This window comes from Ruegeria sp. BC1, from assembly GCF_056539305.1.
The window spans coordinates 253,863-269,938 of the sequence record NZ_JBQFUT010000002.1 but is presented as its reverse complement, the minus strand read 5'-3'; the positions used below and the strand labels follow the sequence as shown (position 1 = coordinate 269,938).

General features: G+C 57.6%; 14 protein-coding genes and 1 tRNA gene. 8 read left to right on the top strand and 7 right to left on the bottom strand.

The window, feature by feature from the left end; all coding sequences use genetic code 11:
• Window positions 1–102: 102 nt before the first annotated feature.
• The 6 genes from ACR0IY_RS07070 to ACR0IY_RS07045 all read right to left on the bottom strand — a co-directional run bounded on the left by ACR0IY_RS07070 (window position 103) and on the right by ACR0IY_RS07045 (window position 6,121).
• Window positions 103–1,098 (bottom strand): ABC transporter ATP-binding protein, encoded by a 996-nt coding sequence (locus ACR0IY_RS07070; RefSeq protein ID WP_480671663.1) that lies wholly within the window; start codon window positions 1,096–1,098, stop codon window positions 103–105.
• On the bottom strand, window positions 1,095–2,129 hold the full coding sequence (locus ACR0IY_RS07065) for a Gfo/Idh/MocA family protein (protein ID WP_480671662.1): 1,035 nt from the start codon (window positions 2,127–2,129) through the stop codon (window positions 1,095–1,097). Before ACR0IY_RS07065 ends, ACR0IY_RS07070 begins: the two co-directional genes overlap by 4 nt.
• Window positions 2,126–2,965: a carbohydrate ABC transporter permease gene (locus ACR0IY_RS07060; RefSeq protein WP_480671661.1), complete on the bottom strand. Its 840-nt coding sequence runs from the start codon at window positions 2,963–2,965 to the stop codon at window positions 2,126–2,128. The genes ACR0IY_RS07065 and ACR0IY_RS07060 overlap by 4 nt, the downstream gene beginning before the upstream one ends.
• Before the next feature lie 10 nt (window positions 2,966–2,975).
• Window positions 2,976–3,890, bottom strand: a complete 915-nt coding sequence (locus ACR0IY_RS07055; protein ID WP_480671660.1) for a carbohydrate ABC transporter permease — start codon at window positions 3,888–3,890, stop codon at window positions 2,976–2,978.
• A 65-nt stretch (window positions 3,891–3,955) separates the two neighbouring features.
• Window positions 3,956–5,209 carry an ABC transporter substrate-binding protein gene (locus ACR0IY_RS07050; protein ID WP_480671659.1) on the bottom strand — a complete coding sequence of 418 codons (1,254 nt, stop codon included), beginning with the start codon at window positions 5,207–5,209 and terminating at the stop codon, window positions 3,956–3,958.
• 27 nt (window positions 5,210–5,236) lie between these two features.
• Window positions 5,237–6,121: an N-acetylmuramic acid 6-phosphate etherase gene (locus ACR0IY_RS07045; RefSeq protein WP_480671657.1), complete on the bottom strand. Its 885-nt coding sequence runs from the start codon at window positions 6,119–6,121 to the stop codon at window positions 5,237–5,239.
• Window positions 6,122–6,289: 168 nt separating this feature from the next.
• Here ACR0IY_RS07045 and ACR0IY_RS07040 point away from each other — a divergent pair, with 168 nt between their 5' ends.
• From ACR0IY_RS07040 to ACR0IY_RS07005, 8 genes are all read left to right on the top strand, one after another.
• Complete coding sequence (locus ACR0IY_RS07040) at window positions 6,290–7,165, top strand: glucosamine kinase nucleotide-binding domain-containing protein (protein WP_480671655.1); 876 nt, start codon at window positions 6,290–6,292, stop codon at window positions 7,163–7,165.
• Window positions 7,152–7,901, top strand: a complete 750-nt coding sequence (locus ACR0IY_RS07035; RefSeq protein WP_480671653.1) for a GntR family transcriptional regulator — start codon at window positions 7,152–7,154, stop codon at window positions 7,899–7,901. Before ACR0IY_RS07040 ends, ACR0IY_RS07035 begins: the two co-directional genes overlap by 14 nt.
• A gap of 19 nt (window positions 7,902–7,920) precedes the next feature.
• Window positions 7,921–8,949, top strand: a complete 1,029-nt coding sequence (locus ACR0IY_RS07030; protein WP_480671651.1) for an SIS domain-containing protein — start codon at window positions 7,921–7,923, stop codon at window positions 8,947–8,949.
• Window positions 8,946–10,082, top strand: a complete 1,137-nt coding sequence (nagA, locus tag ACR0IY_RS07025) for an N-acetylglucosamine-6-phosphate deacetylase (RefSeq protein WP_480671649.1) — start codon at window positions 8,946–8,948, stop codon at window positions 10,080–10,082. The genes ACR0IY_RS07030 and nagA overlap by 4 nt, the downstream gene beginning before the upstream one ends.
• A 117-nt stretch (window positions 10,083–10,199) precedes the next feature.
• Window positions 10,200–10,274: transfer RNA gene (locus ACR0IY_RS07020), tRNA-Gly, on the top strand.
• 129 nt (window positions 10,275–10,403) lie between these two features.
• Complete coding sequence (locus ACR0IY_RS07015) at window positions 10,404–12,224, top strand: ABC transporter transmembrane domain-containing protein (protein WP_480671647.1); 1,821 nt, start codon at window positions 10,404–10,406, stop codon at window positions 12,222–12,224.
• Between the two features lie 157 nt (window positions 12,225–12,381).
• Window positions 12,382–14,271: an acyl-CoA synthetase gene (locus ACR0IY_RS07010; RefSeq protein ID WP_480671645.1), complete on the top strand. Its 1,890-nt coding sequence runs from the start codon at window positions 12,382–12,384 to the stop codon at window positions 14,269–14,271.
• Window positions 14,272–14,283: 12 nt separating this feature from the next.
• On the top strand, window positions 14,284–15,207 hold the full coding sequence (locus tag ACR0IY_RS07005) for an alpha/beta hydrolase (RefSeq protein ID WP_480671643.1): 924 nt from the start codon (window positions 14,284–14,286) through the stop codon (window positions 15,205–15,207).
• A 5-nt stretch (window positions 15,208–15,212) separates the two neighbouring features.
• Here ACR0IY_RS07005 and ACR0IY_RS07000 read toward each other — a convergent pair whose 3' ends face one another.
• The gene (locus tag ACR0IY_RS07000; protein ID WP_480671641.1) at window positions 15,213–16,049 is read right to left on the bottom strand and encodes an alkaline phosphatase family protein; all 837 of its coding nucleotides are present in this window, start codon (window positions 16,047–16,049) and stop codon (window positions 15,213–15,215) included.
• Between the last annotated feature and the right edge of the window lie 27 nt (window positions 16,050–16,076).

Below are 16,076 nucleotides of genomic sequence, written 5' to 3'. Positions count from 1 at the left end.
CGATTTAGGGAACCTTTGTGACAGGTTGTTAACAACGGAACCAAAAATGTCGCCCAATTCGCGTTGGGCAAGAAAAAAATTCGTGTACTGACCCCTGATGACTTAACGCAAACGCTGACCTGCCGAGTCGAAGCGATACGCTTTGTCCGCCGTATACGCAAAACGCAGCTCCTGACCTTCCGAGATCGAATGCTGTCCAAACAGGCGCGCGGTCACCGAGTGGTCACTCACAGTTGCAATAACATTGGTGTCACCACCCAGCTTTTCGACGTGACTGACACGCGCGGCAAGCGGGCCTTCGTCGGACAGGAACAGGTCTTCGGGGCGTATTCCGATGGTGTTCTGTCCGCCGTCGTTCAGCAGTCCTTCAGGCAGGAAGTTCATTGAAGGTGATCCCAGAAAACCGGCGACAAACTGATTGGCTGGATTGTTATACAACTCCATCGGGCTGCCGATCTGTTCCACTCGCCCGTCGCGAAGCACGACGATCTTGTCGGCCAGTGTCATCGCCTCGGTCTGGTCATGTGTGACATAGATCATCGAGGCATCCAGCGCGCGGTGCAGATTGGCAATCTCGATCCGTGTGTTCATCCGCAATGCAGCATCCAGATTGGACAGGGGTTCATCGAACAAAAACAATTTGGGCTCTCGCACGATCGCCCGCCCGATGGCCACACGCTGACGCTGACCGCCTGACAATTCGGACGGGTAACGGTCCAGGTAAGGTTCGAGGTTCAGCATGCGGCTGGCATTGGCCACGCGTTCTTCGATTACAGATTTAGATTGCTTCTCCTGCTTCAAGGCAAGGGTCATGTTTCCGCGCACGCTGAGATGGGGGTAAAGCGCATAGCTTTGGAACACCATCGCGATGCCCCGTTTGGACGGCGGCACCAAGTTGACCTGGTGACCGTCGATGTTGATTTCGCCCGAGGACGCGTCTTCGAGCCCCGCGATCACCCGCAAAAGGGTGGATTTTCCGCAGCCCGACGGGCCGACAAAGACGACGAACTCACCTTCTTCGACCTCAAGCGTGATGTCTTTGAGGACATGCACATTGCCAAAGGACTTGTTCACTTTGTTCAGTGTAAGGGCGGTCATGTCGAGGGCTCCTCAAGGGAAACGGGCTGGCCGGTTCGGATGCTTTGATCCGCAGCCAGACAAATGGCGAGGGATTGGACGGCGTCGTTCATGTGACGCGTCAGGTCAATATCTTCGGCGATGGCGTGCAGCATGTACGCCTGCTCGGCGTCACACAGTTCCTGATGGCCGGGCTCATCGGGCATTTCGACGGTGCGGTCGCCGTCGGGCGTGTGGATGAGCAAGCCGCCAACCTTTGTATGCCCGTCTATGTCTGCGGACGCGCCCTTATTCCCGTCGGTGATCGAGACCGAACCGTTGGGTGAAACAATGTCTTTCACGAAAAACGCGGTTTCCGACATCATTGGACCCCAACCAGCCTCGTACCAACCGACCGAGCCGTCATCGAAAACCACCTGAAACTGGCCGTAATTATACATGTCAGGTGCAATCTCATCCGAAAGGCGCAGGCCCATGCCGTGAACCCGGACGGGGTGCGCGTCGGTGATCTGGCACATCACGTCGACATAATGTACGCCGCAATCCACGATTGGCGAAGTGGTCTGCATCAAGGCCTTATGCGTCTCCCACTCCGCGCCCGAGGATTGCTGGTTCAGGTTCAGGCGGAACACATAAGGCCCCCCTAGATCGCGGGCCTCGGTGATTAGTCGCATCCAAGAGGGGTGGTGGCGCAGGATGTACCCGACCACCAGCTTGCGGTTCAATCGCGTTGCTGTCTCAACCACACGCCGAGCATCAGCGACGTTGGTCGCCAGTGGTTTTTCAACGAATACATGCGCGCCGGCCTCCATCGCGGCACATGCATAGTCTGCGTGACTGTCGGAATAGGTGGCGACCACAACCAGATCAGGTTTTGTTTCGACCAGCGCCGTCTGAAAATCTGAAAAAGCCGGATAGCCTGCAAGATCAGGGTGATCCACTTGACCGGACCGGTTCACCAATCCAACGATCTGCGCATCGGGGTGGTAGTGATGGGCCAGCGCATGGCTCAGCCCCATGTTGCCGAGGCCAGCGATCAGAACTTTGGTCATTTGACAGCTCCTGATGTGATGCCGCGGATCAGCTGGCGCGAGAAGATGACATAGAGCACCAGCACCGGCAGGATCGCCATCGACAGCGCCGACAGAACCGCGTTCCAGTCGGTAACGAACTGACCGATGAAGACCTGACTGCCTAGTGTCAGCGTCTTGGTTTCCTCAGCAGGTGCAAGGATCAGCGGGAACCAAAGGTCATTCCAGATCGGGATCATGTTGAATACGGCCACGGTCGCCATCGCGGGCCGGACCAGAGGCAACACCAGGCGGAAGAAGATCGTGTATTCCGACAGCCCGTCAATACGGCCTGCGTTTTTCAGGTCGTCACTGACCTGCCGCATGAATTCAGACAGGATGAACACGGCGAGCGGCAATCCTTGCGCCGTGTAGACCAGGATCAACGCCCAAAGTGAGTTCACAAGCCCCGTGGCCACCATCATCTCAAGGATCGCAACGGTGCCAATACGGATCGGGATCATGATCCCCAGCGCCAGGTAAAGACCCATCAGCAGGTTGCCCTTGAACTGGTATTCGGACAGCGCATACGCGGCCATCGCACCGAACAGCAGGATAAAGAACAGCGATGCAACGGTGACAATCATCGAGTTCTGGAAGTAGAGGAAGAAATCCCCCTGCTTCATTACCGTCTCATACCCGATCAGTGAAAAGCTGTCTGCGTTGGGTAGGGCCAGCGGTTCTCGGAAAATCGCCCGGCGGGTTTTGAAGCTGTTGATCAGGATCACAAAGACCGGGAACAGCGCGATCAGAGTGTACAGGATCAACGCACCATGCATTGCGGCGGTGTTGAAAGGGTTTTGGCGTGCTTTGTTCATCGCTGGACCCTCACAATTGGTACCGGCGCATCCGGGTCTGGATGCCGAACAGATAGATACAGACACCCACGAGGATGATCGCGAACATCGCGCCGGCGATAGCCGATCCCATATGTGGGTCGCCCAGTTGCAGCTGGAAGCCAAAGAAGGTGCGGTACATGAATGTGCCTAAGATGTCGGTCGAGAAATCCGGCCCCGCCAACGCGCCCTGCGCTGCGTAAATTAGGTCGAAGGCGTTGAAATTGCCCACGAAGGTCAGGATCGAGATGATCCCGATCGAGGGCAGGATAAGCGGCAGTTTGATCTTCCAAAAGGCCGAGGCACCGGTGATGCCGTCGATCTCGCCTGCTTCAAGGATTTCTTCAGGGATGGTCAGCAGGGCTGCATAGATCAGCATCATCGGGATGCCAACGAATTGCCAGACCGAGATTAGCGCCAGCGTGGTCAGGGCGTACTCTTCTTTACCAAGCCAAGGTGCGAACAGGAACTTAAGCCCAACAGCATCTAGCATCGACGGCGCGATCCCCCAGATCGGTGACAGGATCAGTTTCCAGGCAAATCCCACGATCACAAAGCTCAGGATTGTCGGAATGAAGATCGCCGAGCGATACAGCGCCGCGAATCGCAGGCGCGGGTGGCTGAGCAACGCGGCCAAGGCGATCCCGATCGGGTTCTGCACCAGCATATGAATCAGGAAGAACCAAAAATTGTTGCCCAATGCGTTCCAGAATTGCTCGGACCAGATAGGGTCAAAAAACAGCGTCTGAAAGTTCTGCAATCCGACAAACACGCGGCTCTGGTCAATCTCGGTGTACAGCGCCAGACGCAGCGTGTTGAACAGCGGAAAGATCATCACGGCAGTGTAGACAAGCACGGCAGGTGCAAGAAACACGACGATATGCCAGCGGATGCGGGGGCGGGTCATGGGATCGCTTTCAAAGGGGTGTCGGGGGTACCCGGGCGATCCGCGCCGCCCGGGTATGTTTCAGTTTACTGATGTGGGGCGTACCAGCCAGCCAGACCGTCTTGCAGGCGCTGGCCTGCATCTGTGGGGCTTTCGGCACCCCGAACCACGTTGGCCGAGGCGTTCCACGTCTCAAGCTCAAGATTGGGTTCGCCGCGTGACAGGATTTGATAGGTCGACCGGATGGTCGATTCACATTCATCGCGCCATCCGACGATTTCTTTGGCCAGCGGATCCTGCAATTCAACAGGCGCGTTCGACAATGGGAAGAAGCCAGGCAGAGCGTTGCCGAAGATTTCGGCAAACTCGGGACTTGCCACCCAGGCCAGGAAGGTTGCGGCCGCCTCGGGGTGTTCGGTCGCCTTATTCATACCGATGCCAATATCCGTGTGGTCCGAGATATAGCAGGTATCGCCTGCATTCCGAACCGGCGGCTTGAACGCACCCATTTCAAAGTCGGCCTGCGTGTTGAAGCCCGAAATTTCCCACGAGCCAGCCGGGTAAATGGCTGCGCGGCCCAGAGTGAACAGGTTCTGACTGTCAGGATAGGTCTGCGCCTCGAACCCGTCCCCGAGATAGTCCTTCCATTTCGCCAATGTTTCATAAGGCTCGACCCATTGCGGATCAGTCAGTTTTTGCGAGCCGTCGATCAGGGCAAGGCGACCTTCTTCGCCTTTCCAATAGTTCGGGCCGATGTTGTTGTAGCCCATGGTCGCGGCTTCCCACTGGTCGTTGGTGCCCATCGCCATGGGAATGTAAGTGCCATCTTCCTTGAACTTTTCGAGCGCCGCGAAAAACTCTTCTTCCGTGGTTGGCACTTCGACGCCCAATTCTTCAAAGGCGTCTTTATTGTAGATGAAACCGTGGATCACAGAGGCCATCGGAACACAGAAAGTGGCCGAACCGTCATCCGTCTGCCATGCAGATTTCGCCACGTCCGAGAAGTTTGCCATCGCATCCAACTCAGACAAATCGGACAAGTGACCGGCGTCGTACAGCCCCAAAGAGCGGTCAAACGGGCGACAGGTAATGATGTCACCAGCCGATCCTGCTTCGAGCTTTGCATTCAAAGCTGCGTCATATTCTGTCGGCGCGAACGGTGAAAACACCAGTTTGATACCGGGGTGTTTGGCCTCGAATGCGGGAATGATCTGTTCCTGCCAAAGTGTCAGGTCGTCATTCCGCCAACTTTCGATGGTCAGAGTCACGTCCTCGGCATAGGCGCTGGTTGCCATCAGGGTCGTCCCCAGTAAGGCCAGCTTCAAACTCTTGTAATTCATTTCTCTCTCCCGTTTGGTTTGTAGTTGTTAATCCGGCGACAGCGCGGCGTTTAAAATCCCATCCGTTTTCTGCAAACGCGCATGGGCATCTGCCAGCGAAACACCTTGCGCGGCGATGAGGATGGCAGGTTTGACGTCTCCGTTCGCCGTCTTCAGCGCATCGTGCGCGGTATCCGCATCGACTTCGGCAACCCGGGCGACGATGCCAGTTGCACGCGCCCGCAATTTATCATTGTCAGCGCGCAGATTGACCATCATGCCCCCGTGGACATGGCCCAGTTCGACGGCCATCAGCGAGGACAGCATGTTCAAAGCGATCTTTTGTGCCGTTCCCGCGCCCATCCGGGTCGAGCCCGAGATTAGTTCGGGCGGCGTGGCCAGCAGGACAGGGATGTCTGCGCCCTCTAGCAGCGGGCTGCCCGCATTGTTTGCGATCCCTATCACGGTTGCGCCACGCACCTTTGCTATGTTCATCGCTGCCACTGTATAAGGCGTCGACCCGCTGGCTGACACGGTGATTACAGTGTCGATGGCTTGCGCAGAGCCCAAGGCGTCCTCCAGCCCATCGACCGCGTCTTCGGCGTCTCCAGGCATCTCAACCCCGGTGGGCAGGCCACCTGCCATGTGGATGCGCAAACGCGCCGGGGGTATTGAGAATGTCCCGCCCAACTCTTGCGCGTCAGCCGCCGCCATCAGGCCCGAAGACCCGGCAGCTGCAAAGTGCAGCACGCCACTTGCACGGATCGTAGAAGCCATGACCCTGGCCCCCTCTGCGATGCTGTCCAGTGCGGCGCGAACAGCTATGGCGGCTGCAATCTGACCCTCGGCCAGAATGCGGGCCGAGCTGGCCAGATTGGCCCGGCTTAGCTTGGTCGCATCAGGATGCAATTGTTCAGTCAGCGGCAGCGTCAAGAGAATCCCCCGTGTTTCCTCTATACGATACCTATTTAATACCACTTGTCCATAATTTATTTTTTTACCGACACACCCAGATGATATTAAAGGAAAATTGCAAAAAAACACCGAATAGTCCGGGATTCGGGCTTTCTCAATTGGGAAAGGTATTATAATGGTATTGTCATGACTGAGTCTCTGAACAACGCTGTATTGGCCGTCGATGGCGGGGGAACGCGATGCCGGGTGGCCTGCGAGATTGATGGGGCAGTTCATAGCGTCGAGACCGGTGCCGCCAACGTTTCGTCTAATTTCAATGGGGCGCTCACTCAGATTAGGGCGGGGCTTGATGTTATGTCCCAACGGCTGGACGTGGAACCTGCGAAGCTACGCGACTGTCCTGCATTTGTCGGCCTTGCTGGCGTCACCGACCAGAAGATCGCCAGCAAATTGCGGGATGCGCTTGGTTTAACCTGTGCGAGGGTTGAGGATGACCGGCCAGCAGCGGTGCGGGGTGCGCTTGGAGCGCGGGATGGTTTTATTGCGCATTGCGGGACGGGTTCGTTTCTGGCGATGCAATCTGATGGCCAGATGCGGTTCGCTGGTGGCTGGGGGCCGGTTCTGGGGGATGAAGCCTCGGCGCAATGGGTTGGGCGTCGGGCATTGTCGGAAACGCTATGTGCGTTTGACGGAACGCAGGTCGCTACTAGATTGACGCAAAAGCTGCTGACCGACCTGAATGGGCCTGCCGGTTTGGTCCGGTTCGCCGGTTCGGCTACTCCGGCCCAGTTCGGAGCGCTCGCGCCCATCGTGACGGCCTCCGCGCAGGACGGTGACACGGTTGCCTCACGTATTCTGCAATCCGGGGCAGGCTATATTGCCGATGCCGCATGGCGGTTGGGGTGGCAGCCCGGCAGGGCGATCTGCCTGACGGGCGGGATTGCCCGGTTCTATGCGCCGTACCTGCCGGAAGAAATGCGATCGGCCATTTCTGCACCCTTGGGGGAACCGCTGTCAGGCGCATTAGCTTTAGCGAAGGAGGTTCAGCATGAGCATCACTGAGTTCCTGCGCGCAGAGTCATGGCTAAGCCCAGAAAGCGGCCCGCGATACGTTCAGTTGCGGCGCCGGTTGCAAGAAGGGATTGATACAGGCGTTCTGCCGCCAAATTCGTCGCTCCCATCCGAGCGAGAACTGGTTGAGATCACCGATCTGTCTCGGGTTACGGTACGCAAGGCGATTCAGGAACTGGTTCAGGAAGGTGTGATCGAACAGCGCCAAGGATCGGGTTCTTTCATCCGCGAGCGCGTACCCCGGGTCGAACAGTCTTTGACGCATCTGACCTCGTTTACTGAGGACATGTCCAGCCGTGGTATGCAGACTACGTCGAAATGGTTGGAGCGGGGCGTTTTTGCGCCAAACCCGGAAGAAATCAAAGCGCTAAGCCTGAAAGACGGCGAACAGATATCCCGCATCTACCGCCTGCGCGAAGCTGATGGCCGCCCGTTGGCACTGGAACGAGCCGCGCTGCCGCTGGATATCCTGCCAAATCCGATCGAGGTGACGACGTCGCTGTATGAGGTGCTTGAGCAGCTGGGGCGGCGACCAGTGCGCGCAGTGCAAAAGATATCGGCTCTGAACCTTGCCGCGCGGGACGCAGAGTTACTCGAGGTTCCTGAAGGCGCGGCAGGGCTAAACATCGAGCGTGTTTCATTCCTCAAGAACGGGCGGGTCGCGGAACTGACCCGATCCCTGTATCGCGGCGACGCTTATGACTTCGTTGCCGAATTGCGCTTGTAACCGGAAAGGCCGGAAAGTGATGTCAGAAAAAAGCTCGAAGATGCGCCAGGAGATTCTGGAAATCCCTGTTGCCGTCGACAGATTGCTAAGTCAGGGCGCGGCAAACATTCACGGTGCCGCGGAACTGGTCAAAGAAGCCGACCCGCGGTTTCTGATCACTGTGGCCCGCGGGTCGTCCGATCACGTTTGCCTGTACCTCAAATATGCCAGTGAGTTGTTGCTGAACCTACCCGTGGCTTCCGTTGGGCCATCTGTCAATTCGATCTATGGAGCGGATCTAAGGGCCAAAGGCGCGCTGTGCCTGTCTGTGTCTCAGTCGGGCCAGAGCCCGGATATCGTGGGAATGACCCGATCGCTAAAGGCTTCGGGCGGTGTGACCGTGGCGGTTACCAACAACACCGGCTCGCGCTTGGCTGGGGTCACGGACGCCGTGTTGCCCCTGCATGCGGGCCCGGAGCTGAGCGTGGCTGCTACCAAGACGTTCGTGACATCGCTGGTGGCCGGGCTGTGGTTGTTGGCGGAAATCAAAGAGGATGAGGAACTTAAAACTGCAATCCGGTCCTTGCCCGGCCATCTAGAGCAGGCGGCCCAATGTGATTGGTCCGCGGCGGCAGAGGCTATTACAGGCCGATCTCTGTTCACGCTGGGGCGCGGCCCTTCGTATGCGATGTCGAATGAGGCTGCGTTAAAGATCAAGGAAACTTGTCAGATTCATGCCGAAAGCTATTCTGCGGCTGAGGTGCTGCATGGTCCGGTCTCGATCGTTGAAGAAGGGTTTCCCACCATTGTCTTCGCTGCAAGTGATGTGGCTGAACAAACGACTGCCGAAGCCGCCGATATGCTGGCCGCAAAAGGGGCCAAGGTTTTCGCTGCGACCGACAAAGTAACCAACGCGCAGAGCTTGCCAGTCGTCAGAACAGATCATTGGCTGACCGATCCGATTGCTACGATTACGTCGTTCTACAGTATGGTCGAGGCTCTGGCAGCTTCGCGCGGAATCGACCCGGATGCGCCACGCCATCTGAAAAAGGTGACGGAGACAGTATGACAAAAGGTTCAGTTACCTTTCGAAACGGTGTCCTGTTTGATGGAGAGTGCTTGCGGTCTGGCCATGCGATTGTCTTTCGTGATGGTGTGCTGGCCGAAGTGTTGCCGGAAGCGCAGGCCATGGATGAAGGGCCTGTCATAGATCTGAAAGGGGATATTCTGAGCCCCGGATACGTCGACCTGCAGGTAAATGGGGGCGACGGGGTGATGTTCAACGACGACCCCTCGGTCGAGACGATCAGCCGGATCGCTACAGCGCACCGTCGGTTGGGTGTGGACGCGCTGTTGCCGACGTTGATTACCGATACTCCCGCAAAAACACAGGCGGCCATTCAGGCGGCGATTCATGCGGTACGGGTTGGGATTCCGGGCGTCGTGGGGCTGCACTTGGAAGGGCCGCATTTATCGGTCGCACGCAAGGGGGCACATGACGGCGCACTGATACGTCCGATGGAGGATGCGGATTTGGCCGCATTGGTTGCTGCGGCGGGAGAGTTGCCGTGCCTCAAAGTCACTGTCGCGCCCGAATCTGTCTCGGAACAGCAGGTTCAGGTGCTTTCTAACGCCGGGATTCTGGTGTCGCTGGGCCATAGCGGTGCTGATTTCGCGACCTGTCAGCGCTATGCATCGGCAGGAGCGCGCTGTGTAACGCATCTGTTTAACGCCATGAGTCAAATGGGTAGTCGGGAACCCGGTCTGGTTGGCGCGGCGCTGGCCTCTGGCGGGCTGTCAGCGGGTTTGATCGCCGATGGCATCCACGTTCACCCCGAGGTGATGCGGACAGCCTGGGCAGCCAAAACTGCGCCCGGTCAGATCTTTCTGGTGAGTGATGCCATGGCTGTTGCGGGGTCGGAAAAGACCGAATTCGAACTGGAAGGCCGCCGGATCACCCGAACGGATGGGCGCCTGACGCTTGACGACGGAACGCTTGCAGGGGCGGATCTGGATCTGACCACCGCAATCCGCAATCTGGTCAGGCGGGTGGGCGTGCCGCTACTTGATGCTCTGGCAGCTGCCACGACCTCTCCCAGATCCCTGATTGGTCAGCCCGCCGCTCAACCGCTTCGGTACGGATCGACGATTCGGATATCGGCCGGTCTGGATTCGTGTACGTGGCTTCCTTCTCACAGCTGATCCTTTCTGTATTTGGTCTGTGTTCACCAAGCCAAAAACAGCACGCGCAGAAATTGAATTTGGTGTCGAACGGCGCTTGACGGCACCCCATGCATCCCTTAAACCGACCTGCGCTGAGCGGGCGTCGTATACTGGCTATTACCTCAGCCTTCCAAGCTGATGAAGCGGGTTCGATTCCCGCCGCCCGCTCCAAATCAGCCCCGAAATTCTGCGTCATATGGCCCTGATCCTTGGCCAATTTGCCCTGTTCAGCTTGACCCCGTCTGCCGCTACGGCCAAGAAGCGGTCATCTGAATGCCAACACGAAATTAAGGGCCAAGCATGGCAAGAAACGCCTCAGCCAGTCCAACTCAGCAATCCGCTCCGGGTGCCAGCGAAGAGCGCGCCGGTTCGAAGAAGATAGGCGTTCTGGCGTCGCTTTGGCCCTTCATGCGCCCCTACCGGTTGCTGATGGCGGGGGCAACAGTGGCATTGGTCCTGACGGCCAGCATGACGTTAGCTTTGCCGTTGGCGGTACGTCGTGTGGTCGACAACTTTCGCATCGAAGACGGTGATCTGCTGCAGTGGTATTTTCTGGCGGCACTTGGCATTGCCGCAGTTCTGGCCGTGGGCACCGGCCTGCGTTACGCGCTTGTGACCCGATTGGGTGAACGCGTAGTTGCCGATATCCGCAAGGCCGTTTTCGACCGTGTTATCGGCATGAGCCCCGAATTCTACGAGCGCATCATGACCGGAGAGGTCTTAAGCCGGATCACCACCGACACGACGTTGATTCAGTCGGTTCTGGGCTCTTCCGTGTCCATTGCACTGCGAAATTTGCTGCTGTTCATTGGCGGGCTGGTGTTGATGCTGCTGACCTCTGCCAAACTGACCGGCATGGTGCTGTTACTGATCCCGCTGGTGGTGGTGCCGATCCTGGTGCTGGGACGCCGTCTACGTGTCATAAGCCGGGAAAATCAGGACTGGATCGCAGCGTCTTCCGGCAACGCGGGAGAGGCATTGGGGGCTGTACAGACTGTGCAGGCCTTCACCCATGAACAGGCCAGCCGCAAGCAGTTCGGGGATATGACCGAAACGTCTTATATCGTCTCATTGCGGCGCATAAAAACCCGCGCGGTATTGACCGTTATCGTGATCTTTCTGGTGTTTTCAGGGATCGTCGGTGTGTTGTGGATGGGCGCAAATGACGTCCGCAACGGCGTCATGTCCGAAGGTGTCCTGATCCAGTTTGTGATCTACTCCATCATCATGGCGGGGTCGGTTGCGGCATTGTCTGAAATCTGGAGCGAGTTGCAGCGCGCCGCCGGAGCGACCGAGCGACTGGTTGAGTTGCTGAACGCGCAGGACATGGTCAAGGACCCGGCGCAGGCCAAATCGCTGCCCACGCCGGTCCGGGGTGAGATCCGTTTTGACGACGTGACGTTCCGCTATCCTTCGCGGCCTGATGTCGTGGCGCTGGAGCATTTAAGTTTGCAGGTCGAGCCCGGTGAAACCGTGGCATTCGTCGGACCGTCGGGGGCGGGCAAGACAACCGTTATCCAAATGATACAGCGGTTTTATGACCCGGCATCCGGGCAGGTCAGTCTGGACGGCATCGACCTGCGCGACATTGACCGGGCCGATTTCCGCCGTCACATGGCGCTGGTACCGCAGGACCCGGTGATTTTTGCAGCCTCGGCGCGCGAGAACATTCGCTTTGGCCGTTTGGATGCCACCAATGCTGAGGTCGAAGCCGCGGCCCAAGCCGCCGCCGCGCATGATTTCATCTCGGCACTGCCCGAAGGTTATGACAGCTTTGTCGGCGAGCGTGGTGTGATGTTGTCAGGTGGGCAAAAACAACGTATCGCCATCGCCCGCGCCATCCTGCGAGATGCACCGGTTCTGCTGCTGGATGAGGCGACCTCGGCGCTGGATGCCGAAAGCGAACGCGCGGTGCAGGGGGCGGTCGATCAGATGCGCGCCGGGCGCACCACGCTGATCGTGGCGCACAGGTTAGCAACAGTAAAAAAAGCAGACCGCATCGTTGTAATGGAGGCCGGTCAAATCGTAGCGCAAGGCACCCATGACGATCTTGTTGCGCAGGACGGATTGTACGCCCGATTGGCGCGCCTGCAATTCACGGATGGTATGGCGGCCGAGTAACATGACGTAGGGGTACTTAGAATTGCTCCGCAGCGTAATTCTACCCCTTTGCATGCACCGTCGCTAAGCCCTTTCTTGAATATGCGCGGATTTGCTTTCATCTTGACGATGGATGCAAAACCCGTGCTGGACACGGGACAGATGAGGGAGGAACCTGATGCCGTTTGTGGGTTTGGAAGATAAGACAAGAATTGAGCAGGAAATGCCGTGGGAGGTTCGTGACGTACCGGTCACATTCCACCAATTGCTATCTCGGACTGCAAATAAGTTTCCGAACAGCAATGCGGTCAGCTTTCAGATCTTTTCTGGCCCTACGGACAAAGCCGAAACGCTGACGTGGTCTCAACTGTTGGGCAAAGTCAATCAGGCCGCCAATTTGTTCCGGTCGTTGGGCATCGGTGAAAAGGATGTGGTGGCATTTGTTTTGCCCAACTGCAACGAAACTCTGGTTACATTGATGGGTGGGGCGGTTGCCGGGATCGTCAACCCGATCAACCCTTTGCTGGAGCCCGAGCAAATCGCCGCGATCCTGCGTGAGACTAAGGCCAAGGTTGTGGTGACGTTGAAGTCTTTCCCCAAGACCGACGTGGCGCAAAAGGTCGAAGAGGCCGTGCGTCATGCACCCAACGTCAACACCATTCTGGAAATTGACCTCAACCGTTACCTGACGCCACCAAAATCCTGGCTGGTGCCGTTCCTGCGCCCCAAAATGGGTGAAAAGGAAAAGCTTGCCCATGCGGATTACAAAAGCTTCGACAAAGAGCTGGCCAAACAGCCCACGACGCTGACTTTTGAGGACAGCAAGGAAGACCGCGTCGCCTGCTACTTCCACACCGGTGGCACGACAGGTATGCCAAAAGTGGCCCAGCACAAATACTCGGGCATGATCTACAATGGCTGGCTGGGCAATACGCTGCTGTTTGCCGAGGAAGACGTGATCATGTGCCCGCTGCCCATGTTCCACGTATTTGCTGTCCACGTCATCATGATGGCTGCCGTGTCGTCAGGCGCGCACGTGATCTTCCCAACGCCGCAAGGTTATCGCGGTGACGGCGTTTTCGACAATTTCTGGAAGCTGATCGAACGTTGGAAGGTCACCTTCATCATCACGGTTCCCACCGCGATTGCCGCCAAAATGCAGCGTCCGGTAGATGCGGATATTTCGAGTGTTAAAACCGCATTTTCAGGATCGGCACCTTTGCCGGTGGAACTGTTCCGCCGCTTTGAAGAGGCAACCGGCGTCACTATCGTCGAAGGGTATGGCCTGACCGAAGCGACCTGCCTTGTATCTTGCAACCCGGTTGATGGTGAAAAGAAGATCGGCTCGATCGGTTTTCCGTTCCCCTATACTGACGTGAAAATCCTGATGGACGGACCGGATGGGCCGAAAGAGTGTGGCACCGATGAGATCGGTGAAATCTGTATCTCGAACCCCGGTGTCTATGCGGGCAATACCTATACCGAGGAAGACAAGAACGTCGGCCTGTACCATTTTGACAAATATCTGCGCACGGGCGATCTGGGCCGGTTTGACGAAGATGGCTACCTGTGGATCACCGGGCGCGCCAAGGATCTAATCATCCGGGGCGGTCACAATATCGATCCCGCCGAGATCGAAGAGGCCCTGCTGGGACACGAAGCCGTTGCTTTTGCCGGTGCCATCGGACAGCCCGACGCTTATGCAGGTGAGGTTCCCTGTGCCTTTGTCGAGCTGGTCGAAGGGGCCTCGGTTAGCGAGCAGGAGTTGATGGAGTACTGCAAGGTGCATGTCCGTGAACGCGCTGCTCTGCCCAAGCATATGACCATTCTGGACGAACTGCCGAAGACGGCTGTGGGCAAGGTGTTCAAACCCGACCTGCGCAAACAGGCGATCACGCGAATCTACAATGGTGCATTGGAAAAGGCGGAAGTCCCAGCGCGGGTTGTGTCGGTGGTCGACGATAAAAAGCGCGGGTTGGTCGCGCAGCTTGACGCGAACGGTGCCTCGGACGACGATGTCGGTAAGGTGCTGGATTCGTTCACCCGGCCGTGGGAGTGGGCTGCCTGACCAGGAGGTAAAATGGACTATGAACGTCTGATCGATGAAGAAACCTGGGCGTTCATAAGACGAACGGCTGAAAGCTATCCTGACGACGCGGTCGATCTTTCGATCGACGATCAGCGCCGCGTCTACAACGACATGTGCCAGGACTTTCGCCAACCCCGCCCTCAGGGCGTTGAAACCGAAGACAGGCGCGCCGATGGCGTGCCTGTTCGCGTTTACACGGCAGGTGATCCGACGCGCACGGTTGTCTACTTTCATGGCGGGGGTTTTGTCGTGGGTGGGTTGGACAGCCACGACGATGTTTGCGCCGAGATATGTGCGCAGACTGGATATCGTGTTGTTGCTGTTGATTACCGGCTGTGCCCCGAACATGTGCATCCGGCGCAGTTTCAGGACAGTTGGGCAGCTACAAACTGGGCCATGCAGGAATTCGGCGATCCCTTGGTGCTGGCGGGGGACAGCGCAGGCGGAAATCTGGCCGCGGCGGTAGCCCATCACGGCCGCGGGCAACTTGAACACGTCTTGGGGCAGGTATTGGTTTATCCCGCACTGGGAGGGGACACTTCGGCAGGGTCATACATAGAACACGCGCAAGCGCCGCTTTTGACGCTGGATGAAGTGCGATTTTATGAGAACGTGCGATGTGGCGGCACGGCCCCGCAAGGTGATCCGACCTTCGCGCCCTTGCAGGACACTGATTTCTCGGGCCTGCCACCTACCGTAGTCGTGACTGCAGATTGTGATCCATTGCGCGATGATGGGGCAGCCTATTGCAACAAGATCAACCAAGCCGGTGGGCACGCTCACTGGATCAATGAGCCGGGCCTTGTACACGGGTATCTGCGGGCGCGAACCACCGTCAAACGAGCCGCTGACAGCTTTGAGCGGATTTCAGTGGCCATCGAGGCGTTGGGCCAGAATATCTGGCCCTACGATTGACCTTTTTACTTCAGGAACGGTGATGCCTTCATCGTCTCGGCGATCGGTGCACCCATGCGGCTCAGGATCGTTGGGGCCAGCTGCAGTTGGTGCAGGACGGTATCGGCTTCCGGGCCTTTGGCATCACCAAAATAATACAGGGCGGTTTCCTGTTGCAGGTCGCTGCGTCCGCCATGGTGACCGCGCTCATCCTGTCCGTGATCGGCGGTGACGATCACCTCGTACCCCAGTTGTCGCCAGCGGGGGATGAAGGGGGCCAGCATCTCGTCCATAACGAAACAGGCATGGTCCATTTCGGTACAATCATGGAAGAACCGGTGCCCCATGCTGTCCAGCGTGCAGGTGTGCAGAATGCCGTAATCCAGCCCGAACCGCAGGCACAAGTTAGTCAGGGTTCCAAACAGGTCCACGTCCGACGGTGTCATCTGATTGACCTTGCCATAGGCGGTCATCGAGTGAAATCGGCCGTGGTTGATGGTCATGCTCTCAGGCTCATCATATTCAATGTCACGGACATAGTCGAACGGATGACGGTTGAAGAACTGAGACCAGTAGCTGTGGGTCACCGCTCCGGTCACGCCGCCTGCCTCGCGCACCTGACTGAATACGTCCTTGTGGCTGAGTCGGAATACGTTGCCATTGCCGGTGCAGCCATGTTCCTGAGGCGTGACGCCCGTATGGATCGAAGCATAACAGCTGGCCGAGGTCGAGGGCAGCACGGCGCGCGATTTCCATACCCGGGCCTCGCCACTATCTACCCAACCCTCAAGGTTGCCGAACAGTCGGCGGAAGTTACGCCAGGGGACACCATCGAGAATGATCAAAAGCAGTTTGCGGTCCATATCACGGCCTTTTAGTCATCATTTCTT